Here is a 23,111-nt window from a genome sequence, read left to right as displayed (position 1 = left end):
CGTGACGGTCGCCTGTCGTGGAACCGGATGCAGGAGGGCGCAGATACAGGAGAAGGACGAGGACGGGCTGCGCAACGCGATGTTCGGCGGTGGGCGCCAAGCGGAGGCGGGGCATGCCGCCATTGCCGGCTCTTGGGTTGGAGAAGACTTGGTGAACTTGGCGAAATGGGCTAGATTGCCAACAACAGGAGGCGTCCATGACCCAAGCCGTTCGGAAGTCATCGCGCCATCCGCTGGCGCCAACCCGCTCGACCGAGGTCGAGGGAATGGTGCTGGTCGCGCTGCGCAGCATGACCGCCAGCGAGATGAGGCGGATGGTCAAGGTCCTGGAAACCGAAGGGATCACGGGCGTCCGGCTGGCCAAGGTCCGTCTGAGCCGAGCCGATGCCAGACGGGTCGCCGAGGGCGGCGCCGCGTCGGTTCAGGCGACCCTTGTCTCGGAAGAGCGGCCCTCCGCCGACGAAACCCCCGAGCAAGCGCTGGAGCGCGCCCTCAGCGACGCGCGCGCGCGCGGCGACGCCGTCAAACAGGAGTTGCTGACCGACCCGGGCATGCTGAACACCGACGGCATGGCCGAACGGCTGGGCATGTCCAGCGAGGGGGTTCGGCTGAAGCGCAAGCGCCATGAGGTGCTGGGGGTCGATTTCGCCAAACGGGGCATCCGCTACCCGAGTTGGCAACTGCTGGAGAACCGACAGCTTCTCCCGGGGCTGCCGCGCCTGTTTTCCATCCTCGGGGAGGATCCCTGGGGCGTTTACCGCTTCCTGTTGCAAAGCCATCCCGAGCTGGGCGGTCGCCGCGCCCTTGATGCGCTGAAGCGCGGACGGACCGACGAGGTGCTGGCCGTCGCGGAAGCCATCGCAGCCGGCGCGTTCGCCTGACACCGTGGCGCGGTCTTCCCATTTCCTTTCCACGGCGCGGCTGGTCACGACGACCGCCGCGCCGGGCAGCGTCTGGCATCATATCTTTCAGGACCGGCATCCCGATCCGCTGGGCTTCGGCTATGCGCCAAGCCGGTTTTCCGATCCGTGGACGAGTCTGAAAACGCGCTTCGGCGTCTATTACGTCGCAGGCAGCTTCGAGGCGGCCTTCCTGGAGACGCTGGTCCGTGACGCCAAGAACATGAATCCCGGTGTGCTCATGGTGTCGGCCGCTGATCTCGACGCTTATGTCCATGTCGCGATCACGGTGCAGGCCCCTCTCGATCTGGTCGATTTGCGGGCGGGCCATCCGGTCGCCATGGGCATTCCCACCGACGCCGTGCGGGCGCGATCCCATCGCCAGGGCCAACGGATCAGCCGCGTCCTGCATGACCATTCGGCCAAGCCGGATGGGCTGCGCTATCCGTCCCGGCTCAATGGCGATGACAACATCGCGGTCTATGACCGCGCTCTGTTCAAGCTCGCCGCCGGGTCACGGCGCAAGCTGTCCGCCTGTCCCGAACTGGCGCCGGTTCTTGATCGCTGCCGCATCGCCATTCTCTGAGCCTCAAAGTCCCAGGTCGCGTTTCCGCCCGATGCTCCATTCGATGCCGCCACCGGCTTTGGCGACGCCGGAGACGCGCTGGCCGAGCTTGGTTTCGATCGCGCGCGACCAGGGGACGAGTTGGAAGCCCAGTCCAGTATCGATCATCGCGAAGCGCCCGGACGACAGAGTCAGGCGTTGGCGGTAGACGCCTGAAACGGGGTCGCCAGCGTCGGCGCTCTGGTGGGGGAGTCCGGTCTTGGCGGCCAGTTCGGCGCCCGCCGCGTCCAGGTCTCGTCGCCGCAGGGTGGCCAGCAGGTTGGGCTGGAAGACGATCCGGTCCTTTTGGCGCCGGGCCAACCCCTCGGCGATCAGATGCTCGGCGCGGGCATCCAGCGCCGCGCGCGTCTCGGCGCCGAAACCGCCCATGGCCAGCGGCGTCGCCGCGCGCTCGACCAGACGGTGGTCGAGCCAGGTGGCGCCGGGCGCGGCGATCTGGCGGTCCAGATCGAAATCGGAGCGGTGGGCCAGGACCAGGGTGGGGCGTTCCTCTTCCGGGTCGCCGAAGCGGCGCACCTCCACAATGCCGCCCGGCGGTGGGGCGTGCGCGAAGGCCGCGACGCTGGGGAAGCGGACATGGTGGGCGCGACCGTCGATGCCGTCGATCACGGCGTAGGCTTCGCCGGTCAGTTCGTCGTGCAGCCCCCGGTCCACCAGCCGACCGATGATCGGCGCGTCGCCGCCGATCCAGTCGATGGCGCAATCGGCGACGCCACGGTCCTGGCCCCGTCCGGTGAAGGCGCGGTGCATGGTCTTGATGATGTCGCCACGCAGGCCGAGGTCGCGGAGCTTTTGCTCGGCCTCCAGCGCCACAACCCATTCGCCGGGGCGGCTTTGCGCGGCCAGCCCCATCCGTTCCAGGCGCTGAAGCCGACCGACCATCAGGCGGCGGATGTCGGAATCGGATTCGCCGGAGGCGTCGGGCCGCAGGTCGATGCCGCCCAGCTCGTCGGCGGCGAAGCGGATCTCGGCGTCGAGGCGGGTCCAGCGTTCGGCGCCGACCTCCCGTTCCAGGGCGTGGCGGATGGCGTGTTCGGGGCGTGGGCCGAGTTCAATCGACACCAGATCCTCGGCGCGCGAGCGCAGGCCGTGGCTGATGTAGTCGCGGGCGATGACCAGATCGGCCCCGGTGTCATCGACGCCGCGCACCAGCAGGTGGACATGCGGGTTGTCGGTGTTCCAGTGGTCGACGGCGACCCAATCCAGCGTGGTTCCCAGATCGGCCTCCATCTGCCGCGCCAGATCGCGGGTGAAGGCCTTGAGGTCGACCATCTCGCCGGCGTCTTCGGGCGAGACGGTGAAGCGGAAATGGTGGCGGTCGTCCTGGCAGCGCTCGGCGAAGGCAGCGTCCTCGGCGCGCTCCGACCCGGCGTCGAACATCAAGCCCTTTTCGCCGTCCCGGGTGACGCCCTCACGCTTGAGATAGGACAGATGCGCGGTGAGCGGGGCCGAGCGGAAGGCTTTGCCCTGGTGGCGAACGACGCGCGCCTTGACGATGACGCGCCGGGTTGGGGTGAACAGGCGGGATCGGCTGAAGCGGATCCGTCCGCGCCCGAAGCCCGAACGCCCAGCGGAGCCTTTGCCGCCGCCCGTCTGGCCGGAGACATGCCCCGCCGTTTTGGCGGCGCGCAGCACCTGATTGAGAAAGCTCTTGGCTTGCGGCGAGCGGGTGGAGCGGCTGCGCCCTGGGCGGACATTGAAGTCACCATCGTCTTTGCTCATCGGGGGCGGCTTTCGCTTCGGTTTGCTCGCCGGGAGCCGGTTGGGCCGTTGACATCATGGGGAAATTTGGCGGAAGCGGCCCTGCTCCGACCGACCGGCTCGCGAAATTGCAAGCCCTGTCAAGGGCTTGAAATGATCGCGGCGACCGGCTTTTATCTTGCCGTCCGTTGGTCGTGGTCGTCCGATCCTCCCGCCTGACCGTCCGTCCCATCCGGTGGCGCGCCAGGGTTCGCCAGGGCGCGGGGACGGCTTGCGGACAGATCGGCACGGGACGGAACGACGAACAGCCCCTCCGGTTGCGGCGGGATGGCGGACGGATCGCGCGTGGCGGAGACCGCCGGCAGGCCGTTGGACGGTTGGCCAAACCGCGCCGGATTGACGGTCGGTCTGCGGTCCGTCAGCGCGACGAACAGCGGCGCGGCGGTCCAGGTCGGGGGATGCGTCGCGCCTTCTGTTCCCACCAGGACCGGCTGTCCGGCGCTGTGCTGCCCGGCACCGTCAAGCAGGGGGGCAAGCGTCGCCAGATAGGCGCGCGTCTCGTCCGGCAAGGGACGTCCGCTGCGACGCTCCTCGTAACGTCCGGGACCGGCGTTGTAGGCGGCGAGGAAGCCCGGTGATCCGTAGCGGTCCAGCAGGTCGCGCAGATAGCCGGTCCCGCCCAGGATGTTGTCGCGCGGATCGAACGGGTCGTCGCCCAGGGCATGGCGGACGCGCAGTTCCTCCCAAGTGGCGGGCATGATCTGCATCAGGCCCATGGCCCCCGTGGGCGAGACGGCGCGCGGATCGCCGCCGCTTTCCACCCGCATCACGGCGCGTATCCAGGTGGTGGGAAGACCGAACCGTCGCGACGCCTCGGCGATGGCGGCGGCCACCGGATCGTCCGGCGGATGGCGGTCCAGCGGCGCCATGGACGCCGTTTGCGCGGCGTCGCCCGCCTGGGCGAAGGCGGGCTGGCCGAGCAGGCAGGTCAGGCCGGACAGGAGAAAGGGGAGGGAGCGCCGGGCGGTGCGCGACCACGTCACGGCACGGTTGACGGCGGCCCGCTTGGCGGTGAGGAGATGGGATGGCGATGGCATGACGTCACCCCCGGTCGTCGCGTTTGGACGGACGGTTCCAGTGCAGCGTCCAGAGCGTTTTGTCGTTGGGCGACTGGAACAGATTGGCGCGCATCGGCTGGCTGAAGGCCGGGTCGTCGAGCAGCAGCGAGACGAAGTGTCCGGCCTTTTCGCTGCTGCGCTTCCAGCCCGCTCCAACCTCCGGCCCGTCTTCCGTGTCGAGATGGACGCGGTAGTCGGGCGCATTCTCGGCGTCCGACGCCGTCGCCGGAACCAGGACTAAGGAGACGTCGAGGGTGAGCGTGCGCAGACGACCGTCGAAGCCGGATGGGCTGCGGGTGAAGTGACCGATCTGGGACATGACGCGTGCTCCTGATGCGACAGTGATGACGGGGGGATGTGGGGATGGGCGGACGCCACAGGGGCGGCGTTCAGCGCGCCGCCGCCCGTCCGTGGAAGGCGCCGTCTCCAGCCTCGTCGGTGAGCAGCGGTTGCGCGCGACCGAGCAGCGTGGCCGCCGGGACAGGCCCGAAATAGCGGCCATCGAGGCTGTCGGGATGACGGTTGAGCAGGAAAACGTCGCCGGGCCGCAGCGTCAGGCAGCCGCTCCAGGTCGGCAGCGGACGCCCGAGATGGTCGTGGCGCCGCGCCGTGGCGGCGGTGGTTCCGTCGATGGTGACGGTGACGCCGGTGCGGCAGACGGTCTGTCCCGGCAACGCCGCCACCCGCTTCAGCAGCGGCACGCCCTGGGGCAGATAACCGCCCTGGTCGAGGAAAGAGGCCAGCGGCTCGGTCGGTTGGACGGCGACCAGATCGCCGAGCGCCGGAGCGGCGTCCGGCCGCAAGGCGTAGAGACCGACCGGCGCGCTGGCCGTGGCGTTCCACAGCAGCCGGGGCGTCACCGACAGCGGAGACAGGCCGCCGATGGCGAGGACGGAAAGACACGTGGTGACGGCATAACCGAAACGGGTCATGGCGCCGCCCTCCGGCGCAGGAGGAAGGCCCGGTGCTGGAGGGGGCTGTAGGGGTGCGGCTCCTGACCAGCGGTCAGGCGGTTGTTGAGATGCCGCCAATGATCGGGGGAAACCTCGGTCGGATCGATGCCGATGGCTTCGATGGCGTCGATCGCTTGCAACACCCGCTCGACCTTCGGCCAGCCGCCGATGGCGAGCAGGATTTCGCCGCCGGGCCGCACCGAGGGCACGGTCTGATAGGGCTGTCCGGGCGTGACGGCGCGCAGGATGGTGACGCGGGACAGGACGGAGCCATGCTCGTTGGCGACCCAGCGGACGAAGGCGAAGACGCTGTCTGGGGAGAAGGACAGGACGCGGCGGCGGCGGTCGATGATCCGTTCCTCGGCCTCGTCGCCAAATCGGATCCAGTGTTCGACCCGCTGTTCGATCCAGATCAGGTTGACATGCGTCAGACGGTCCAGTGGCGTGGTCGCGTTCTGCGGATGGGAGAGGGCTGGGCCGGTCATGCCGTATCTCCGGGCGTGCGTTCGGCGTCGCTAAGGCGGGTGGTGAACGCGCGCTTGGTCAGCGTTGTTTTGCCGGCTCCACCCGTCTGGTTGAGCAGGGCGGCGATCATGGCCGCTCTCCCGGTTTGCGGGGAGGCGAACGCGTTTGCGTGCCGGGTTTCAGGGTGGGGTCGGGATTGCGTTCGCCCGGACAACAACAAAGACTCTTATTAGATTCTGTATTAGAGTCTTTATTACGAGGGCGAATTCCCATGTCAGGCCAGAGGGTTAACTGGTGTTTGCACGCCCGAAGTCCCGATAGCCCAACGCCTGAAGTCCCGATGCCCGCGACGCCCGAAGTCCCGATGCCGTCCACAGGGTCGCGAAACTTGCCCACCGATTTATCCACAGATCCTGTGGATAAATCGGTCGGCAGGATGCGCAGCACGTCACGTTGGCCATCGCGCTTCAGACCGAGCCGATAGCCGGGCAGAGCCTGCCGCAAGACGATGCGGCGGATGTCGCAGGCGAAGTCCGCCAAACGGGCGAGGCTGCCGGATTTCTGGTGCAGATGAGCGATGTCAAACCGCCAGCCCTGCGCTTGGTGGCCGGCGTGCTTGCGGGCGACGCGGTAGAGCCAGCGTTCGATGCCGCCGGTGAGGCGGAAATAGGCCGGGTCGATGCTCAGGATCAGGGAGCGGTCGATGACCCCGCGATAGAACCAGTCGGGCAGGACGATTTCCATGCCTTCGGCCCGACCGTCGCGCCGGGTCATCTCCTCCCATTCGTTGATCCAGGAGAATTGGCGCCGACGCCAGTGCTCGCCCTGGCGGATGGTGGTGCGGATCACGGTGGATTGCAGCCGGACCAGGGCGTTCTTGAGCAGCCTGTAGTCGCGGGCACCGGTCTGGCGACCGACGGCGGTGAGGAGTTGGTAGGGGATGAAGCGCAGGAAACGGGAGGTTTTCAGCCCCGCCGTCTCCGCCGCGACGATCTGGCTGGCGGCCCAGATCAGCAGGTCGGCGTCCCAGATGGTGGCCATTCCGTGCTCGGCGACGGCGAAGACCTCGACGCGCACGGCGCCAGCCTCGTAGAGAATCGGCGCCACCCGTTTGGCCTTGGCCAGCGAGAAGAAGGGGCGCTCCATCAGGTCGCGCTGGTCGCGCGGCGCGGCGTCGCCCGTGGCCACGACGAACGGGTCGAGGCGGGAACGTTCGCTGGAAGCGACGAGACTGCCAACCATGGCGACGCTCCTCAGCGGGGCCGCTGGCCGGTGGCGACCGGCGGTCGGGTTGGAAGGCCGATGGCGGGAAGGCTGGTGGCGGGCCGGGGCTTGGCGGCGCTGAGCGCGCCGTTGGGGTCGGAGGTCGAGGTGACGGCGCCACGGCTGGCCCAGGACTGGAGGTCCTCCAGGGCGTAGACGACGCGGCCACCCAGCTTGCGGTAGGCGGGGCCGGTGCCGTAGGTGCGGTGCTTTTCCAGGGTGCGACCGGACAGGCCGAGGAATTGCGCGGCTTCGGGGGTGCGCAGGAAGCGCGGCGGGAGACTGGCGAAATCGGGCTTCATGATCGTGCCTCCGTGCTGTCGGCGTTGCCGCTGGTGGTCAGCGGCGGGCAGGGGCCACGGTGGCGAACAAGGGCCGGGAAGGGGGAGGGGGAAGAAAGCCGGGCCTAACTCCCACCCCCTGGCCGGTGGTCCATGGGGCTATGATCCCCGGTGTCGGCGGCGAAGAAGCGCGCGGTAGCCCCCGGCGATCATGGCGAACGCGTCCTTGACCAAATCCATGGTGAGGTCGCGCAACGGCGACGTCTTCCATGGATGGTCGTTCACCCGCTCGACGCCGAAGATGGCTTTGGCGATGTCGCGGTAGCCAGCGCCGTTCATCCGCCCGTCAACCGCTTGCAGCATGTGGCGGGCGCGGCGGCGTTGCTGGGCGGTCAGGCGGGTGTCGGAGGGAATCGGGCGACCGAGCCGGGCGCGCAGCAGCCGGGCGATGGAGTCCAGCCGATCCGGGCCATCCTTGTCGAGAGGAACCAGGGCGGCGAGCGGTTGATTGGCGGTGGCTGGGGCAAGCCGGAGCAGTTGAAGCCGGTCGCCGTCGCCAAGGTCGACATGGAGATGCAGGCCGAGTTCGTCCGTTCGCCCTTCGTCCACCGTCAGCGCCTGGAAATGGCTGGCCCGGTCAAGCAGGACGGACGGGGTGGGGACCAGCAGGACGACGGCTGTGTGGTCGGACGGCGTCCAGAAGATTGGCGTGTCGATGGCGCGCGCGCTGGGTCTGATCGGGAAATCGCAACCCCCAACAGGTCGGCCACGTCACTGTGTCGGGACTGTGGCGTTGCTGGGACGCCAGCGTCCGGGCATGGTCACGGTGGTCAATCTGGTAGCGCGCGTTGCGCCGCAGCCATTCCCAGGCGAGTTCGGCTGCGGAGATGGCGCCAATGTAATCATAGCGTTCCGCAACCCGCCATTGTGAGGTGTCTGGAGTCATTGTCATCTCCGCATCCCACACCGCACATCTCGGTGCCCGCAAGGACAGTTTGGCGGGAAAAACCGCGCGTTGAAGAGGGCGCGGCGTGAACAGGCGTTGCCAGCGCGGCAACAAGATCGTTTGGGGGAGCCTTAACGGAGCAGAAGACGATAGCCGCTCTCGCTCATCCAACGGGCGCGGGCGAGATGGGAGTCGTGAACACGCTTGGCGCGCTCCGGTTCACGACGGGGATCAAGGCCGAACAGGACAGAAACGGCTTCCTCCCACGGCGCGCCGTCGGTGGCGGCGTCCAGCAGGCGCAGATACAACGTCATATGCTCACGGTCATACGGTGTGAGTGTTGCGCTTTGCGGCGGTTCGTCCAGATAGCTTTGAGGCATAAGAGTATCCTTCCTATGGGGTATTCTAGTCGATTGCGCGTTCAAGGCCATCCGGTTCGAGGCGTCGTGCCGGTTCGGCCCGCCTCGGTGATGCGGCGCTGATCCGCAGGGACGTTCGGGCGCCTCGCGCAAGGGATCGTCACGCCCCGGGCGCGAAGACCCGGCACGGGGCTTCGTGGAGCTGTACAACCAGCGGAATAGAGCCTGGTCCGGCCTTGGCCGGATGCGCCCGTCTTTCGGTTCGACCGACGGCGATCCGGCTTGATCTCGGGGCGCGCGGGACCCCATATGACCACAGTGGTCACATCTTGCGGGGGGGCGCTCATGCGTGAAATTCAGCTTCGGGAGGCCAAGGCCAGCCTGTCGGCCGTGATCGATGACGCGGTGCGCGGCGAACCCGCCATCATCACCCGGCATGGCAAGCGGGAAGCGGTGGTTCTCAGCTTTGCCGAATGGGAGCGTCTGTCCCAGGCGCCGTCCTTTGGCCGCTTGCTGATGAGCGCGCCGCTGGCGCCCGACGACGTGCCGACGCGCGACGCCGCGCCCATGCGCGACTCTGGCTTCTGAGGCCGCCGCCGTGTATCTGGTCGACACCAACGTCCTGTCCGCCGGCGCCCCCTCCAAGGTCGCGTCGACCGACCTGTTGGCCTGGATGGACGAGCGGTCGGCGCGGCTTTACCTGTCGGCGGTGACGGTGGCGGAGGTCGAGGACGGCGTCGCCAAGCTGCGGCGGGAGGGGGCGACGCGCAAGGCGGCCGATCTGGAAGCGTGGCTGGAGGCGCTGTTGCATCTCTACAGCCGCCGCATCCTGCCATTCGATCTGGCGGTGGCCCGGGTGGCGGGGCGGCTTTCCGATCAGGCGCGGGGTCAAGGCCAAGCCCCGGGATTCGCCGACATCGCCATCGCGGCGACGGCGCGGCATCACGGATTGACCATCCTGACCCGCAATCTTCGGCATTTCGCGCCGTTGGGCGTCGACGTGATCGATCCTTTTTCGGCTCTGCCCCGGTAGGTCAGACAGGTCGGGCCGCTCCAGGGTGGGTGGAGCGGTCGGTTTGGGAGGCGCTATTGCCGCTCCCTGGCCAGACGGCGGGCGAGTTCCTCGCAGGCCGTCTTCAACTCACGTTCGATCCGGCGGTGTTCCTTGCGGGAGCCGTGTCGGAGTTCGGCGCGCAGTTCCTCGATGTGCTGTTCGAGCGTCATCGTCATCTCCCTCGGCGGGTGTGAAAGACGACGCCCGCGTCCGGGCGGGAGGGGGACGGGTCAAGGCTCGCGCCCGCGACCGGCGCAGCCGGCGCGCGGAGGAGCCGATTTTGCTGGTGGGCGTCGCTTTCGACGATCCCCAACAAAATGGGAGGGGCCGCGCGGCCTTGAGGCGTCCGGCTGACGCCGGGCACACTGGGGCGATCTGAGCAGACGGTGTTGTTTTGTGGCGGCTACGGCGGTGCGTCTTGGCCGTGTTGTCCGCATAAAACCTGACGCACCCCGGAGGGCGCGTTAGGCGGCGGCGGTCAGACAAACCGGATGCGGTCGAGGATCAGCAACGCCCGCAGATCGGGCGGGATGGTGGCCCAGGGCGCGATCAGCGCGATGGCGTCGTCCACCGCGAGGATGTCGCTGAAACTGGCGCCGCGCCAAAGGATCTCGTGCCCGTCCTCCCCCTCGTCGCGGGTCGGGTCGAGGACCTGGACGAAGTAAGTGCCGAGAGGGCGATCCCAACCGATGGCGATGTCAAGGTGGCTGTGGACGGCGTCGTCCGCTTCGATGTCGTAGCGGCTCATCATCTGCGCTCCTGCGTGAGGGAATGGCCGACCCCGCCCGGATGGACCGGGCGGGGCGTCGTCCGGGCGGTCACTCGCCGTTGCGGCGGCCCTGGGGGCGGGACCAGATGAGGCTGAAGCCCTCGCCATCCTCGTCGCCGACCAGGTTGGCGTAGATCGGCGCGGTGAAGCTCGGATCGTCCAGCTTGAGGCCCAGATAGTCGCGGCCTTCGCCGGAGCGTTTGGACCAAGCGGCGCCGATCTCGACGCGGCCGATGAAGACGCGGTGGCTGGGGGCGTTTTCGCCGGTGGCGCGGGCGTCGGGGACGACGCGGACGTTCTTGGCCTGGACGCTGAGGGTGACGATCTCGCCGGTGTAGTCGTTGTTGCCGGTCTTCTTGAAGGTGCCGATGGTCGCCATGATCCGTCTCCGTGATGTCTGTCTTCGGGTCCGCCCCATGCGGCCTCGATGGTGATCGCCCGGCCCAAGACGACCGGCGGCGCACCCCTTGCGGGCCGCAGCGCAGCGGAGGACGGCGGCGGGGGAACTTTCTTGAGGCGCGAGGAATGGGCGCAGCCCAGGGGAAGAAAGTTTCAACGCCGCCGTTGCGCCATAGGCGGTCGAGGCGTCAGCCGCTCTTGGGCCAGATCAGCCCATCGGAGAGGCCGTTTGGGGAGACCGGACTGGACGGTCATGGTCAGGGAGACGATGGCGATCACCGCCGGGGCCAGCAAGACCGACGGCGCACCCCTCCGACGCGGTCCTTCTCCCGCCCAGGACTGCGAGAACCGTATGCCCGCCCATCCGTCCGCCCTGCCGTGAAACCCCAGGTTCCACCGTGAGCGTTGGACGGTGCGGGATGAGGGCGTCCGCCAGAACGGGTCCGGCGGATGAGGACAAATCCGGGGCGGGCGATGAACCGTTTTGGCGCGCCCGTGCCGCCGGACGGCTTGACGGGTGAGGCAGCGTGCGGTCGTCCGTTGGTTCCGCTATCCGGGCGGGCAGGGTGGAATGCAGGCCCTGGTCATGTCCCCGGCTGCGCCGTGTCGGCGGTCATGCCGCTGATCCGCAGCAGGGCGGTGACGCCGACTGCGATGGCCCCGACGACGGAGAAGACCGTCTGCCAGACGGGGGACGGCATGGCCATCTGGGTGACGCCGTGGGTGGCGCTGTAGCCGGCCACGACCGCCGGGACGGTGTAGATGGCGACGATCAGCAGCCGCGCCCAGTTCCAGGGCACGGCGATCAGCAACCATTGCCCAACGCCGAAGGTCGCTCCGCCGGACAGCAGACCGACGATGACGCCGCCCAACAGTCCGGCCCCGGTCTGACAGGCCCAGACTCCGACATGGACGCCGACGACGGCGGGGAGCGCGTAAACGGCAAGGGTGAACAGCAGCCAGCAGAAAAAGCCGATGGCGCTCAGGACGATGACGGGGCCGAGGACAAACATGGAGGCGTCTCCGTGAAAGGGTTCCAACGGATCGCGCCTTCCACCACCTCCACGGCGCGTGACAGAGTTTACCAACGCGGACGGCGCGGCGCGAGCGGGAACCCGGAAGGCTCCCGCTTCGGTCGTCGGCGTCCGCCTCTTGTCACAGGGCGGTGTGATGGCGTTCACACGCCGCCCTTGCCGAACCGCATCACCGGGATGCCGAGGGCCTTGGCCTTGTCGGCGAGATTCTCCTGGATGCCGTTGCCGGGGAAGACGATGACGCCCACCGGCAGAACCGCCAGCAGCGCGTCGTTGCGCTTGAAGGGGGCGGCCTTGGCGTGTTTGTTCCATTCCGGGCGGAAGGCGATCTGAGGAACCTTGCGGTTGTCGGCCCAGGCGGCGGCGATGCGCTCGGCCCCCTTCGGACCGCCGCCATGCAGCAGCGCCATGTCCGGGTGCTTGGCGCGGACGCGGTCCAGCGTGTCCCAGATCAGCCGGTGGTCGTTGAAGTCGAGGCCGCCGGTGACGGCGATCTTGGGGCCGGGGGGCAGCATGACCTCGGCCTCGGCCCGCCTGCGGGCGGCGAGGTGATCGCGGCTGTCGATCATCGCGGCGGTCAGGGCGCGGTGGCTGACCATCGAACCGGCGTGTGGCCGCCAGCTTGAGCCGGTGTGGCGCTCGAACCGTTCGGCGGCGGCGTCGCGGAAGATCTCCATGGCGTCGCGGCGTTCGAGCAGGGTCATCCCCTCGGCGGTCAGGCGCTCCAAATCCACCGATTTCACCTCCGAACCATCCTGCTCCCGCTGTGAGCGCCGTTGGGCCTGCTCGTTGTCGTCCAGTTCCCGTTCGATCCGGGCGACGGCGCGGTGGAACAGGTTGACGGCGGACCACAGCAGGTTTTCGAGGTCGGGTTCCAGTCGGGTGTCGCCCAGGGTTCCGGCCAGGGCGTCGAAGATGTCGGAGACGGCTCCGACGATCAGGGCGCTGTCGGGCAGCGGTCGGGGATCGGGGTCGTCCTGGAAAGGACGCCAGCCATAGAGCTGGAGTTCGTCGAGAAGGTGGGCGGTGGAACTGGCCGCGTGCGGCGGTTCGTGGTCACAATCGGTGGTCATGGCGCTGTCCTTTGCCGGGTTGGCCGCGCCCCTCGCGGCCTTCATGGCGACGGACAGCCGCAGGCAGGGACGGTCCCGCACCCCATCCCGGTGGGGCCGGAGCGTCAGCGGAGGACGGCGGAGGGCGGCTATTTTGTGTCGCGATGGAACGGCGCGCAGCGCCGCCGGAAAATAGCCGCCCGGAGCCGTTGCGGGAGCCGGGACGCCTGCGGCCCGATCGCCCTCTTGAAGGCCGAGGAGCGGCTTCCTTGGCGGGACAGGACAGCGTCGCGCCGAAGCGATGACCGCGCGCCGTCACCGGGTTCCGGTCAACCCGTCTCCGGCAAGACCGATCCGCGCATGAAACGGTCGACATCCTCCGGCGCGATCTGAATCCGAACGGCGGCGCGGAGGGCGTCAAGGCCAAGGCGGCGCAGATCGTCGTTGAAGTCCCCCAGCGTCGGCGACAGGGGGATCGCCTCGATCCCCGCCTCGACGGCCCTTGCGGTCAGGACGCTCTGGGCCGCCTCGCCCGCCGGGTCGGCGTCGAGGGCGATGTAGAGGCGACGCAGCCCGGCGCTGAACCGCAGGGCGGCGAGATGGGCGGCGGACAAGGCCGCCGCCATCGGCAGGCGGGGCAGGGCCATGCGCAGCGCCAGCATGGTCTCGATCCCTTCGCCCGCCGCCAGGACGTCACGAACCGCGCCGAAGCGGACGGCGTGGCCCAGCAGGTCGCCCATCGCCCGGCGCGGGGTGGCGATGGGCGCTTTGCCCGCGCCGTCGGGCGTCAGCCAGGTGCGGTGCGCGCCCGTCAAACGACCGCTCACATCGGTGACGGCGGCGATCATCGCCGGTCGCGCCTCGGGCGGGCTGGCGTCGTCCGGGCGGCAGTGGCAGCGGGGGTGGAAGCGCAAGCTGTCGGCGTCGTGCAGAGCCGTGATGCCGCGATTCCGCAAATAGGTCTCCACGACGGCGCCATGAATCGGGAGGGACATGGCGAACAGCCGCCGGGCCGCCTCACGCGACCCTGACGGCGCCGGAGGGGAGCGGGAAGCGGAGGGTGGGTCTGGGGCCTCTCGGGGCAGGCTGAGGAAGGCGCGGGCCTCGTCGGCGACGTCCTTGAAGTTCGACAGACCGCAGGATCGGCGAATGAGGTCCAGCAGATCGCCGTGTTCGCCGGTGGCGGCGTCGGTCCATTTGCCGACCGCTCCCTTGCCGCTCTCCGGCCCGGTCAGGCGGACGAACAGCGAGCGTCCGGGGCTGTTGAGGATGTCGCCGACCAGCCAGTAGCGCCCTTCGCGGCGACCGGCGGAAAGATAGCGACGGCACACCGCTTCCGCCTGACCGCCAAGGCGGCGGGAGAGGTCGGCGGCGTCGCCGCGCGTCGTCACGCCGCCCCCCGTTCGCCGACGCGCTGGATCGGGAAGCGCTTCAGCACCCGGGCCAACACCACCGGACCATTCGCATCGGTGGGAATGAACAGGCGCAGCTTCCAGGCGATGATCTCGTGGAACAGGCCATAAGCGGAAAGCCGTTTGCGCATGGCGTCGGTGAAGCCGGACAGTTCAAGACGGTGGGCGGCCATCACCCGAACCCGACGAAGCTGGAGGCCCTCGGCGAGGTCGAGGATGGTTCGCCCTTCCATCAGAGCGGCGAAGGCGTCCGGCGGGGGAAGCGCGACTGTGTTGGCGGCCTCGATGCCCGCCACCCAGGCGGGAGGAACGGCGCGTCCGATGATCCGTTCGCCGTCGTCGGTTTGGAGCCGGTAGACCCGTGTCGAACCGGCGGGCAGGCGTTTCCAGACCGGCAGCAGCAGGCCAGTGACCATGCGCAGCAGGCTGTCGGTGAACTCTGGAACCTCCGCCACCTCGGCGGTCCAGGCGGCGGCGAAAGTCTCCTGGTCGGCCTCGACCCAATGGGTCTCCGCCATCGCCTTCAGCGGCAGGGTGGCGACCTCCATCGGGCGCAGCAGGCGGACGCGGCGTTCGATTTCGCCGTCGTCGAGCATGACGCTGCGGGCCGGAACCTGCACGGCGGCGCGGTCCGACCGTTGGTTGACCAGCAAGCGGGCGCGGAGATCGCTCAACGCCTCCAGCGCGTCCTCCAGGCGGCGCGGGTGATTGCGCTGCCGTTGGCGAATGGTCAGCAGGCGGGTTTCCGCCCCGGTCCTGGGATGGACGTGGATGCTGTGGCGTTCGGTGACGGTGAAGCTTTCCGCCCGCAGCGTTTCCAACCCGACATCATGGGCGCCGCTGGCGATGGCTCCCTGGATGCGGGCGTCGAGCAGCCGCTCGAAGGCGGTGAACAGCACGCCTTGCAAATCGAGGGTGAGGGCGAGCAGCCGGTTGAGGAAGGTGGTGATCGGCGGCAAAACATCCTTGAGGCCGCCCTCGTCCGTCAGCGTCAAGCCCGTCGCCGCCTCAAACACCGACAAGGGGCAGCCGTCGATCTTGCCGAGGACCAGCAACTGGTAGAGCTGGCGCAGGGCGTCGCGGGCGTAGGAGGATTCCAGATTGTCTTCGGGCCGGAACAGGCCTTGCCCGCCGGTCTGCCGCTGGCCGCGCGTGATGGCGCCCAGCGTGTCGAGGCGGCGGGCGATGGTGGACAGGAAGCGCTTCTCCGCCTTGACGTTGGTGGCGATGGGGCGGAACAGCGGGGGTTGGGCCTGGTTGGTGCGGTTGGTGCGCCCCAGCCCCTGGATGGCGGCGTCCGCCTTCCAACCCGGTTCCAGCAGGTAATGCACCCGCAGCCGTTGGTTCTTCGCCGTCAGGTCGGCGTGATAGCTCCGTCCGGTGCCGCCCGCGTCGGAGAACACCAGGATGCGTTTCCGGTCGTCCATGAAGGCCAGGGTTTCGGCGAGGTTGGCGGCGTCGGCCCGGCTTTCGACCTGAAAACGGTGGCCGTTGCGGATGATCCGGCGCGACCGCCCCGTCACCTCGGCCACCAGATCGACGCCGAAGCGCTGGACGATCTGGTCGAGGGCGCCGGGAACTGGCGGCAACGCGGCCAGCCGTTCGATCAGATCCTGGCGGCGGGCCAGCGCCTCACGGCTGTTCACCGGTTGGCCGTCACGGCACATCGGCCGCGACGAGAGATTGCCGTCGCCATCGGTGAAGGGCTCATAAAGCTGCACCGGGAAGGAATGGGCGAGATAGTCAAGGACATATTCCCTGGGGGTGATGTCCACCTGGATGTCGGCCCATTCCTCGGTGGGAATCTCGGCCAACCGGCGTTCCATCAACGCCTCCCCGGTCGAGACGATCTGCACCACGGCGGCGTGACCCTGCTCAAGGTCGCGCTCGATGGAACGGATCAGGGTCGGCGTCTTCATGCCGGTCAGCAGATGACCGAAGAAGCGCTGCTTGGCGCTCTCGAAGGCCGAGCGGGCGGCGGACTTGGCCTGTCGGTTCAAGGTTCCGCTGTCGCCGGTGACGTTGGCGGCCCGCAGCGCCGCGTCGAGATGGCTGTGGATGATGGCGAAGGCCCCGGCATAGGCGTCGTAGATCGCCGCTTGTTCCGGCGTCAGGGCGTGCTCGACCAACTCATACTCGACGCCGTCGTAGGACAGCGAGCGAGCGGTGTAGAGGCCGAGCGCGCGCAGGTCGCGGGCCAGCACCTCCATCGCCGCCACGCCGCCCGCTTCGATCGCCTGGACGAACTCCGCGCGGGTGGCGAAGGGAAAATCCTCGCCACCCCACAGGCCAAGGCGCTGGACGTAGGCGAGGTTGTGGACGGTGGTGGCGCCGGTGGCCGAGACATAGACCACGCGGGCGTCCGGCAGGGCGTGCTGAAGGCGCAGCCCGGCGCGGCCTTGCTGCGAGGGCGCCGGATCGCCCCGGTCGGACGCGACGCCTGCGGCGTTCTGCATGGCGTGGCTTTCGTCGAAGATGATGACGCCGTCAAAGTCGGCGCCCAACCATTCCACGATCTGGCGCACCCGCGAAACCTTGTCGCCCCGGTCGTCGGAGCGCAGCGTGGCGTAGGTTAGAAAAAGGATGCCTTCCGACAGCGTGATCGGCCGCCCCTGGGCGAAGCGCGACAGCGGCGTGACCAGCAGCCGTTCCATCCCCAGCGCCGACCAATCGCGCTGGGCGTCCTCGATCAGCTTGTCGGACTTGCTGATCCACAGCGCCTTGCGGCGACCGCGCAGCCAGTTGTCGAGGATGATGGCCGCCGACTGGCGGCCTTTCCCGGCCCCGGTGCCGTCGCCCAGCATGAAGCCCTTGCGGAAACGCACCGCGTTGGGAGCATCGTCGGGAGCCGCCGACACCATGTCGAAGGTCGCGTCCACCGTCCATGCCCCGGCGAGATGGTCGGCATGGGCCTCGCCGGCATAGATCACGGTTTCGAGCTGGGCGTCGGACAGCCGACCGTCGTCGATCAGGCGGGGCGGCAGGCGTGGCCGATGGGTGGGCTTGGGCGGCGCCACCGAAGCCATCGCCGCCGACTGCACCAGCTTGGTGGGGTGGGGCTGGGCGCCGGGAATGCGGATCGACTGCAAGCCGTATTCCTCATAGAGGGCGTCGGTGAGGCGCACGCCCTCGGGCGGGGACCAGTCGATGGTTTCGTAAGCGAGATCGACCGCTTTCGGCTCATCGGCGGCGGGGTGGCGGGCCGCTCTGGCGGGCCGAAAGCTGATGGGGCGGCGGGATGGGGACAGGGCCTCCGGTTTGAGGATGGAACCGCCGCCGGGCAGCGTCAGGCGCGGCGGCAACTGGGCCGCGATCCAGCCCAGCAGGGTGGCGACGTTGGGGGCGACGCCGAGGGGGGGCGGAAAGGTGGTCGGGTCGTCGGCGGGCCGCTTGTCGATGACCAGCAGGCGGGTGTCGACGCTGGAGCCGTGCCGGGCATAGACCGCGCCGTCGATGGCGGCGGTGAACACCACCCGCCCGCGTTCCTGCAAGCCGACGAAGGCGTCGCGCCAAGCGGGCGCGTCCGGTGCGAATCCCGCGCCGGTGATCGCCACCACCCGCCCGCCATCGGCCAGCCGGGCGAGCGCCGACGTGATGTGGCGGAGCGTGGTGTCGGCCTTCCGTCCGGCGACATGGACGGTTGCCGAGAAGGGCGGGTTCATCAGCACGACCGAGGGAGCGATGTCGGTGGCCAGATGATCGTCGATCTGGGCGGCGTCGAAGCGGGTGACGGCGACCGCCGGAAACAGGCGGGCGAGCAGCCCGGCGCGGGTCTCGGCCAATTCGTTCAGGGCAAGGGCGGCCCCGGAGATCTCGGCGAAGATGGCGAGCAGGCCGGTTCCGGCGGAGGGTTCCAGCACCCGGTCGGCGGGGGTGAGCGCCGCCGACGTGGCCACCGCCAGCCCCAAGGGGATCGGCGTCGAAAATTGCTGATAACTCTGGCTGCCCTCGGAGCGGCGGGTGTGGGTGGGCAGCAGCGCGGCGATCCGGGCCAACAGTGGCAGGGCCGCCGCCGGAGAACCGGCTGTGCGGAACAGCGCCGCGCCGTACTTGCGCAGAAACAGAACCGTCGCCGCTTCGCCAGCCTCGTAAGCGGTCTTCCAGTCCCAGGCGCCTTCGGCGTCGGAACCATCGAAGGCGCGGGACAGGGCGTCGCGCAACAGGGCGGCGTCGATCCGTCGGCCCTGCTCGAGATGGGGCAGGAGGTGGCGCGCCGCCCGATGGATGGCCTCGACCGGATCGGCGATGACGGAACGAGCGGGCGGCGCGGCCGAAACGGCGGCGGCAAACAATGACGCGGACATGGAAACGCCTCGGGAGAGCGGAAACGGGGCGAGCCGATCCGGCGCTCTCTCGACCGCTCCGGCTCAATCCCGTTCGGGCACCCCTCTGACTCTCCACTTGCGGCGGCTACCCTGATGCCTGTCGGCTTCCCGGTCCTTTTTGCGATGTCTGGGACGGTGCGTCTGTGGCTTTACGAGGTGGTGAAGGCGATCAACACGGAAATGATGAGGCCGTTGGTCTCCGCCCCCTTGTCGGATGTTGGGAAGGGCATTATCTTACTTTTGTCTTACCGATGGAGCCGTCTTATGCCCGCTGCGGAGCACACGACAACCGTTGTCTCGACCAAGGGGCAGGTCATTCTGCCCAAGGCCATTCGCCAACAGCGTCACTGGACCGCCGGTACGCGCTTGGTTGTGGAGAACACGGCGGAGGGCGTCCTGCTGCGTCCGGCGCCGATGTTCCCGGAAACCCGTCCTGACGAGGTGTTTGCCGTCCTGGCTTATAAAGGGGAAGCGCGGTCATTGGAGGAGATGGAAGCTGGCATTCTGGCCGAGGCGAGGCGGTATGCGGGCGATTGACACCAATGTCCTGGTCCGTTACCTGACCGGCGATGACCCCGAGCAATCCGCTCGCGCCCGTGCCGCCATTGACGGGCGGGAGGTGTTCGTCGCCACCACCGTATTCCTGGAGGGTGAATGGGTGCTGCGGGGTGTCTATGGCTTTTCGCGGAAGGACGTGTGCCGGGCTTTCCGGGCTTTCGCCGGACTGCCTGGTGTTTCGGTTGAGAACCCGCCGATGCTGGCGGGAGCTCTCGATCAGGCTGAGGCAGGGATGGATTTTGCTGATGCCCTGCATCTGGGCGCGGTCGGCCATTGTGAGGTGATGCTGACCTTTGACCGCAAATTCATCAAGGCGGGAGCGAAAGGCTTGCTCAAGGTTGAGGAGCCGTAGCATTCGTTTTCCCATACGGATCGTATAGCAACTGTCAGTCATGGCATCCGGTGATGCGTTTGTTAATGCCAGCCGCCTCCGGCGATGAACGCGCGCACGGTTTGCATGTCATCCTGCAAACGTCCGGTGTATGGCAGAGGAATGCTCAAGTACGCCGCAACTTCGTAGATCTGTTCTTTGAGGTTAAGCGCGCGCCGGCAGCTTTCCACAGCTGCGACTGGATCGCTGTCCGCGAAAGCGTCACCGTCGTTTAGGCATCGGTCGTAGCGCGTGACCAGCGCAGCCAACTCCCAGACCAGGGCAACGAATCCAGGTTAACGGGGCGGTAGGTCGAGGATGGCCTTCATGTATCGGGTGTCCCATCCTGCGACCTTTCGCCTGAGTTTGAGGGATTTTTTGTCGGCGACGGCGCGGACGAGGTTGATGGCGAAGTGCCTGACGACGGCCATGTTTTTGGCTCCATGTCCGGTGCGCAGGCGGGCTTGGTCTTCGCTGAAGACCACGTCGAGAACCCAATGGAGGCTGTTTTCGATGCCCCAATGGCCTCGGACGGCTGTGGCTGCGGCTTCAGCGGTGAGGTTGGCGGAGGAGATGTAGTAACGGGTGTCCGCGCGGCATCGGTCTTTGAGTTCGGTTTTGGAGCGCACTTCAATGATCGTCGCCACGCCGGGGAGACGGAGTTCACCGGGAAAGCGGCGGTCGCCATCGAGCCAATCGGCCTCATGGCTGACGGTCACGGTGCGCTCTTCGATGCGACCGTGCCCTTTGTCCCACTCTGTGACGGTATCGACGATCCCGGCTGGGGCAGCGGTGAAATAGGCCTCGATTGATAGCGTCCGTCAAGGTGGTGTAAATTCGGAGATGGTCGTGAGCGTCTTCGGTTAGGTGTCCTTTGCTTGAGGTAAAGTGTTGATCTTGGTCTCGGGCGGGGCAGCCACCTCCGCCATGGTTTCCAGTGTCAGGTAGCGGTGCTGGAGTTGCCAATCGTCGTTCTGTTCCAGGAGGATCGCGCCGACGAGTCTTTGGGCGCTGTTTTCATTGGGAAAGATGCCGACGACGTCGGTTCGACGTTTCACTTCGCGGTTCAAGCGCTCGATGGGATTGGTCGAGTGTATCTTGGTGCGATGGGCATCGGGATAGTCCATGTAGGCGAGCACATCGTGTTCGGCGTCGTCGAGCAGAGCGGCGACCTTGCGAAAGCGCGGTCGGAGTTGGTCGGCCACATGGCGCCAGACATCGCCGGCGGTTTTCCGGTCGGGCTGAACGAAGACTTGGCGCACGGCGGCCGACACCACCGACTGCTGGTCCTTGGGGACATGACAGAGCAGCGAACGCATGAAATGAACGCGGCACCTCTGCCAGGTCGCGCTCAGGACTTGGGCGATGGCGGCCTTCAGCCCCTCGTGGGCATCGGAGACCACCAACTTGACGCCCTTCAGGCCGCGCCGGGCCAAGGAGCGCAGGAACTCGATTCAGAAGGTGGCGGCCTCCGACTGGCCAAGCCCCAGGCTGAGGATTTCGCGGCGGCCGTCCTGGTTGACGCCGGTGGCGATTATCGCGGCGATTGAGACGATGCGCCCGTCCTGGCGGACCTTGATGTAGGTGGCGTCCAGCCAGAGATAGGGCCAGTCGCCGTCCAGCGGGCGTTCCAGGAAAGACAGCACGCGGGTGTCGATCTCCTGACACAGCGCCGAAACCTGGGACTTGGAGATCCCCGTCATGCCGAGCGCCTGAACGAGGTCATCGACCTTGCGGGTCGAGACGCCCTGGATCCAGGCTTCCTGGATGACGGCGGTCAGCGCCTTCTCGGCCGTCTTGCGCGGCTCCAGGAAAGCCGGGAAGTAGGAGCCCTGCCGCAACTTGGGGATCTTCAGGTCGAGCGTGCCGAGCCGGGTTTCCAGTTGGCGCGACCGCGAGCCGTTGCGGTAGGTCGAGCGCTCATCGCTGCGTTCATGACGCGAAGCCCCGATCAGCCCATCGACCTCGAAGGCCATCAGCCGGTGCAGCGTGTGCTCGGCGATGGCGCGCAGGAAGTCGCCGTCGGTGCTCTTCTGGATCTGTTCGAGAAGTGCCATTCTGTCGTCGGTCATCGTGGGGGCTCGGTTGGGGGTGGGTGTCGCAACGCAACCTTACCGGAAACGCGCGATGACCACCTCCCTTCGCCAGATCACCGCCTACGGGGCGGAGGATCGGGCTGGGGCCGGACTGCGCTGGGGAGGGCTTCGCCCGGCCCCAGCCCGATCCTTCATGGGCGAATTTCCACCACGCCTCTGGACGTTACCGACAACTGCGTCGTGGCGAGGTGCTGAAGTTCTTCCAGGGTGTACCGTCGTGCCTGGTCGGGATCGAAGCTTGCGGCACGGCGCACCATTGGGCCCGGGAGATTGCGGCCTTGGGGCATACGGTGAAGTTGATGCCGCCCGCCTATGTCAAGCCCTATGTGAAACGCGGCAAGACGGATGCGGCGGACGCCGAGGCGATCTGCGAAGCGGTAACCCGACCGACGATGCGGTTCGTCGCCATCAAGACGATCGACCAGCAGGCGGCTTTGATGCTGCACAAGACCCGCGATCTGCTGGTCCGGCAACGGACGATGCTGGTCAACGGGTTGCGCGGGCACCTCGCGGAATTCGGCATCATCGCGGCGAAAGGGCTTGGCGGGGTGAAGACGATCATCGAGGCCCTGCATGATGCCCAGGATCAATTGCTGGAACTGGCGCGGTTGGCGCTGCATGGGATCGTTGAGCAACTTCGCCACCTCGGCACCGAGATCGAACGGCTGGAGGAGCGCATCCTGGCTTAGCATCGGGCCAGCGATGTCAGCCGACGCTTGGCGACCATTCCCGGGATCGGTCCGATCACCGCCAGTGCGATCGCGGCGGCTGTGCCGGACGGAACCTTGTTCCGATCCGGCCGCCAGTTCGCCGCGTGGCTTGGCCTGACGCCGAAGGCGCACAGCAGCGGCGGCAAGGAGCGGCAGGTTGGCATCAGCAAGCAGGGCGACGGTTACCTCCGGCGCCTGCTCGTCGTCGGCGCCACAGCGGTCAATGCGGTTGGCCCGCAAAGACAACGCCAGCCGAAGCTGGGCGACGAAGCTGTTGGAGCGCAAGCCGGCGAAGCTGGCCGCCGTAGCCTTGGCCAACAAAACTGCCCGCATCGCCTGGGCGGTGATGACACGCGGAAAAACCTACGAGGCGCCGGTCGCCGCGTAGTCGTTGTTCACCCGGCAAAGCGAGAGATTGCTCGGCGGGTGGATGTGCCAGGGTGGTGAGACGTGATGACGAACCGGCTGGGCCGGGGATCGATCAAACCCACGGGGACCAAGCGCCTTCGAGCGCGTTGAGGTGATTTGGGCTTCGATCCGCGGAATTCATCAAGGCCAGCGGCCACGGCTGCGAAAACAGGCCGGACACATGGATGCATCCTATCGGCCGTCACTACGGATTTCACTCTTGCACCGGAAGGGCCGTCCACACATGGCCTCCTGCCTCCTGCAAACGTTTGTGTATGCACTTCAAGCCAGGACCGTGAGTGGATTGCATGAGC

General features: G+C 67.7%; 23 protein-coding genes and 3 pseudogenes. 7 read left to right on the top strand and 19 right to left on the bottom strand.

The annotated features are described in order from the left end of the window. Positions 1-197: 197 nt before the first annotated feature. Entirely contained in the window at positions 198-881 is a 684-nt protein-coding gene (locus D3877_RS08405) for a hypothetical protein (RefSeq protein WP_238474787.1), read from the top strand. Between the two features lie 4 nt (positions 882-885). Further along, positions 886-1,485 carry an RES family NAD+ phosphorylase gene (locus D3877_RS08400; protein ID WP_119830183.1) on the top strand — a complete coding sequence of 200 codons (600 nt, stop codon included), beginning with the start codon at positions 886-888 and terminating at the stop codon, positions 1,483-1,485. A 3-nt stretch (positions 1,486-1,488) separates the two neighbouring features. Here D3877_RS08400 and D3877_RS08395 read toward each other — a convergent pair whose 3' ends face one another. The 10 genes from D3877_RS08395 to D3877_RS08355 all read right to left on the bottom strand — a co-directional run bounded on the left by D3877_RS08395 (position 1,489) and on the right by D3877_RS08355 (position 8,631). Further along, the gene (locus D3877_RS08395) at positions 1,489-3,246 is read right to left on the bottom strand and encodes a relaxase/mobilization nuclease domain-containing protein (RefSeq protein ID WP_119830182.1); all 1,758 of its coding nucleotides are present in this window, start codon (positions 3,244-3,246) and stop codon (positions 1,489-1,491) included. Positions 3,247-3,398: 152 nt separating this feature from the next. Beyond that, on the bottom strand, positions 3,399-4,322 hold the full coding sequence (locus D3877_RS08390) for a lytic transglycosylase domain-containing protein (RefSeq protein ID WP_119830181.1): 924 nt from the start codon (positions 4,320-4,322) through the stop codon (positions 3,399-3,401). A 4-nt stretch (positions 4,323-4,326) separates the two neighbouring features. Continuing rightward, on the bottom strand, positions 4,327-4,662 hold the full coding sequence (locus D3877_RS08385; RefSeq protein WP_119830180.1) for a DUF736 domain-containing protein: 336 nt from the start codon (positions 4,660-4,662) through the stop codon (positions 4,327-4,329). A 70-nt stretch (positions 4,663-4,732) separates the two neighbouring features. Then, complete coding sequence (locus D3877_RS08380) at positions 4,733-5,275, bottom strand: S26 family signal peptidase (RefSeq protein WP_119830179.1); 543 nt, start codon at positions 5,273-5,275, stop codon at positions 4,733-4,735. Next, positions 5,272-5,781, bottom strand: coding sequence for a DUF2840 domain-containing protein (locus D3877_RS08375; protein ID WP_119830178.1), 510 nt, complete (start codon positions 5,779-5,781; stop codon positions 5,272-5,274). Before D3877_RS08375 ends, D3877_RS08380 begins: the two co-directional genes overlap by 4 nt. Before the next feature lie 106 nt (positions 5,782-5,887). Continuing rightward, positions 5,888-7,003, bottom strand: coding sequence for a replication initiator protein A (locus D3877_RS08370; RefSeq protein ID WP_119830177.1), 1,116 nt, complete (start codon positions 7,001-7,003; stop codon positions 5,888-5,890). Positions 7,004-7,014: 11 nt separating this feature from the next. Next, positions 7,015-7,326 carry a helix-turn-helix transcriptional regulator gene (locus D3877_RS08365; protein ID WP_119830176.1) on the bottom strand — a complete coding sequence of 104 codons (312 nt, stop codon included), beginning with the start codon at positions 7,324-7,326 and terminating at the stop codon, positions 7,015-7,017. A 138-nt stretch (positions 7,327-7,464) separates the two neighbouring features. Further along, a complete protein-coding gene (locus D3877_RS30170; RefSeq protein WP_238474786.1) occupies positions 7,465-7,914 on the bottom strand; it encodes a DUF2285 domain-containing protein in 450 nt (149 codons plus the stop codon). 28 nt (positions 7,915-7,942) lie between these two features. Then, complete coding sequence (locus tag D3877_RS30995; protein ID WP_420796885.1) at positions 7,943-8,251, bottom strand: transcriptional regulator domain-containing protein; 309 nt, start codon at positions 8,249-8,251, stop codon at positions 7,943-7,945. 131 nt (positions 8,252-8,382) lie between these two features. Beyond that, complete coding sequence (locus tag D3877_RS08355; RefSeq protein ID WP_119830174.1) at positions 8,383-8,631, bottom strand: DNA -binding domain-containing protein; 249 nt, start codon at positions 8,629-8,631, stop codon at positions 8,383-8,385. Positions 8,632-8,955: 324 nt separating this feature from the next. Here D3877_RS08355 and D3877_RS08350 point away from each other — a divergent pair, with 324 nt between their 5' ends. Then, positions 8,956-9,198: a type II toxin-antitoxin system Phd/YefM family antitoxin gene (locus tag D3877_RS08350; RefSeq protein ID WP_119830173.1), complete on the top strand. Its 243-nt coding sequence runs from the start codon at positions 8,956-8,958 to the stop codon at positions 9,196-9,198. Positions 9,199-9,208: 10 nt separating this feature from the next. Beyond that, positions 9,209-9,643, top strand: coding sequence for a type II toxin-antitoxin system VapC family toxin (locus D3877_RS08345; protein WP_119830172.1), 435 nt, complete (start codon positions 9,209-9,211; stop codon positions 9,641-9,643). A gap of 53 nt (positions 9,644-9,696) precedes the next feature. Here D3877_RS08345 and D3877_RS30165 read toward each other — a convergent pair whose 3' ends face one another. The 7 genes from D3877_RS30165 to D3877_RS08315 all read right to left on the bottom strand — a co-directional run bounded on the left by D3877_RS30165 (position 9,697) and on the right by D3877_RS08315 (position 18,634). Further along, positions 9,697-9,834 (bottom strand): hypothetical protein, encoded by a 138-nt coding sequence (locus D3877_RS30165; RefSeq protein WP_199720777.1) that lies wholly within the window; start codon positions 9,832-9,834, stop codon positions 9,697-9,699. Between the two features lie 308 nt (positions 9,835-10,142). After that, complete coding sequence (locus D3877_RS08340) at positions 10,143-10,415, bottom strand: hypothetical protein (RefSeq protein WP_119830171.1); 273 nt, start codon at positions 10,413-10,415, stop codon at positions 10,143-10,145. A gap of 67 nt (positions 10,416-10,482) precedes the next feature. Next, on the bottom strand, positions 10,483-10,812 hold the full coding sequence (locus tag D3877_RS08335; RefSeq protein ID WP_119830170.1) for a DUF736 domain-containing protein: 330 nt from the start codon (positions 10,810-10,812) through the stop codon (positions 10,483-10,485). 604 nt (positions 10,813-11,416) lie between these two features. Next, positions 11,417-11,845, bottom strand: a complete 429-nt coding sequence (locus D3877_RS08330; protein WP_119830870.1) for a hypothetical protein — start codon at positions 11,843-11,845, stop codon at positions 11,417-11,419. Positions 11,846-12,009: 164 nt separating this feature from the next. Then, positions 12,010-12,939, bottom strand: coding sequence for a DUF2493 domain-containing protein (locus D3877_RS08325; protein WP_119830869.1), 930 nt, complete (start codon positions 12,937-12,939; stop codon positions 12,010-12,012). Positions 12,940-13,247: 308 nt separating this feature from the next. After that, positions 13,248-14,309: a DUF7146 domain-containing protein gene (locus tag D3877_RS08320; RefSeq protein ID WP_119830169.1), complete on the bottom strand. Its 1,062-nt coding sequence runs from the start codon at positions 14,307-14,309 to the stop codon at positions 13,248-13,250. Then, positions 14,306-18,634, bottom strand: a complete 4,329-nt coding sequence (locus tag D3877_RS08315; RefSeq protein ID WP_119830168.1) for a strawberry notch-like NTP hydrolase domain-containing protein — start codon at positions 18,632-18,634, stop codon at positions 14,306-14,308. The genes D3877_RS08320 and D3877_RS08315 overlap by 4 nt, the downstream gene beginning before the upstream one ends. A gap of 114 nt (positions 18,635-18,748) precedes the next feature. Between D3877_RS08315 and D3877_RS30495 the strand changes: the two genes are divergently transcribed. Together D3877_RS30495 and D3877_RS08305 are read left to right on the top strand one after the other, a co-directional pair. Continuing rightward, positions 18,749-19,192: an AbrB/MazE/SpoVT family DNA-binding domain-containing protein gene (locus D3877_RS30495; protein ID WP_238474785.1), complete on the top strand. Its 444-nt coding sequence runs from the start codon at positions 18,749-18,751 to the stop codon at positions 19,190-19,192. After that, a complete protein-coding gene (locus D3877_RS08305) occupies positions 19,179-19,565 on the top strand; it encodes a type II toxin-antitoxin system VapC family toxin (RefSeq protein ID WP_119830167.1) in 387 nt (128 codons plus the stop codon). Before D3877_RS30495 ends, D3877_RS08305 begins: the two co-directional genes overlap by 14 nt. A 314-nt stretch (positions 19,566-19,879) precedes the next feature. Here the strand turns inward: D3877_RS08305 and D3877_RS08300 are convergent. After that, positions 19,880-20,392 (bottom strand): annotated as a pseudogene (locus tag D3877_RS08300) (ISAs1 family transposase); the annotation flags it as partial. Between the two features lie 54 nt (positions 20,393-20,446). Then, positions 20,447-21,655 (bottom strand): annotated as a pseudogene (locus D3877_RS08295) (IS256 family transposase). Positions 21,656-21,846: 191 nt separating this feature from the next. Here D3877_RS08295 and D3877_RS08290 point away from each other — a divergent pair. After that, positions 21,847-22,777, top strand: a pseudogene (locus D3877_RS08290) (IS110 family RNA-guided transposase); the annotation flags it as partial. Positions 22,778-23,111 lie beyond the last annotated feature (334 nt).

The organism is Azospirillum cavernae (genome assembly GCF_003590795.1).
Classification (GTDB): domain Bacteria; phylum Pseudomonadota; class Alphaproteobacteria; order Azospirillales; family Azospirillaceae; genus Azospirillum; species Azospirillum cavernae.
This window is presented reverse-complemented; position numbering and strand designations above follow the sequence as displayed.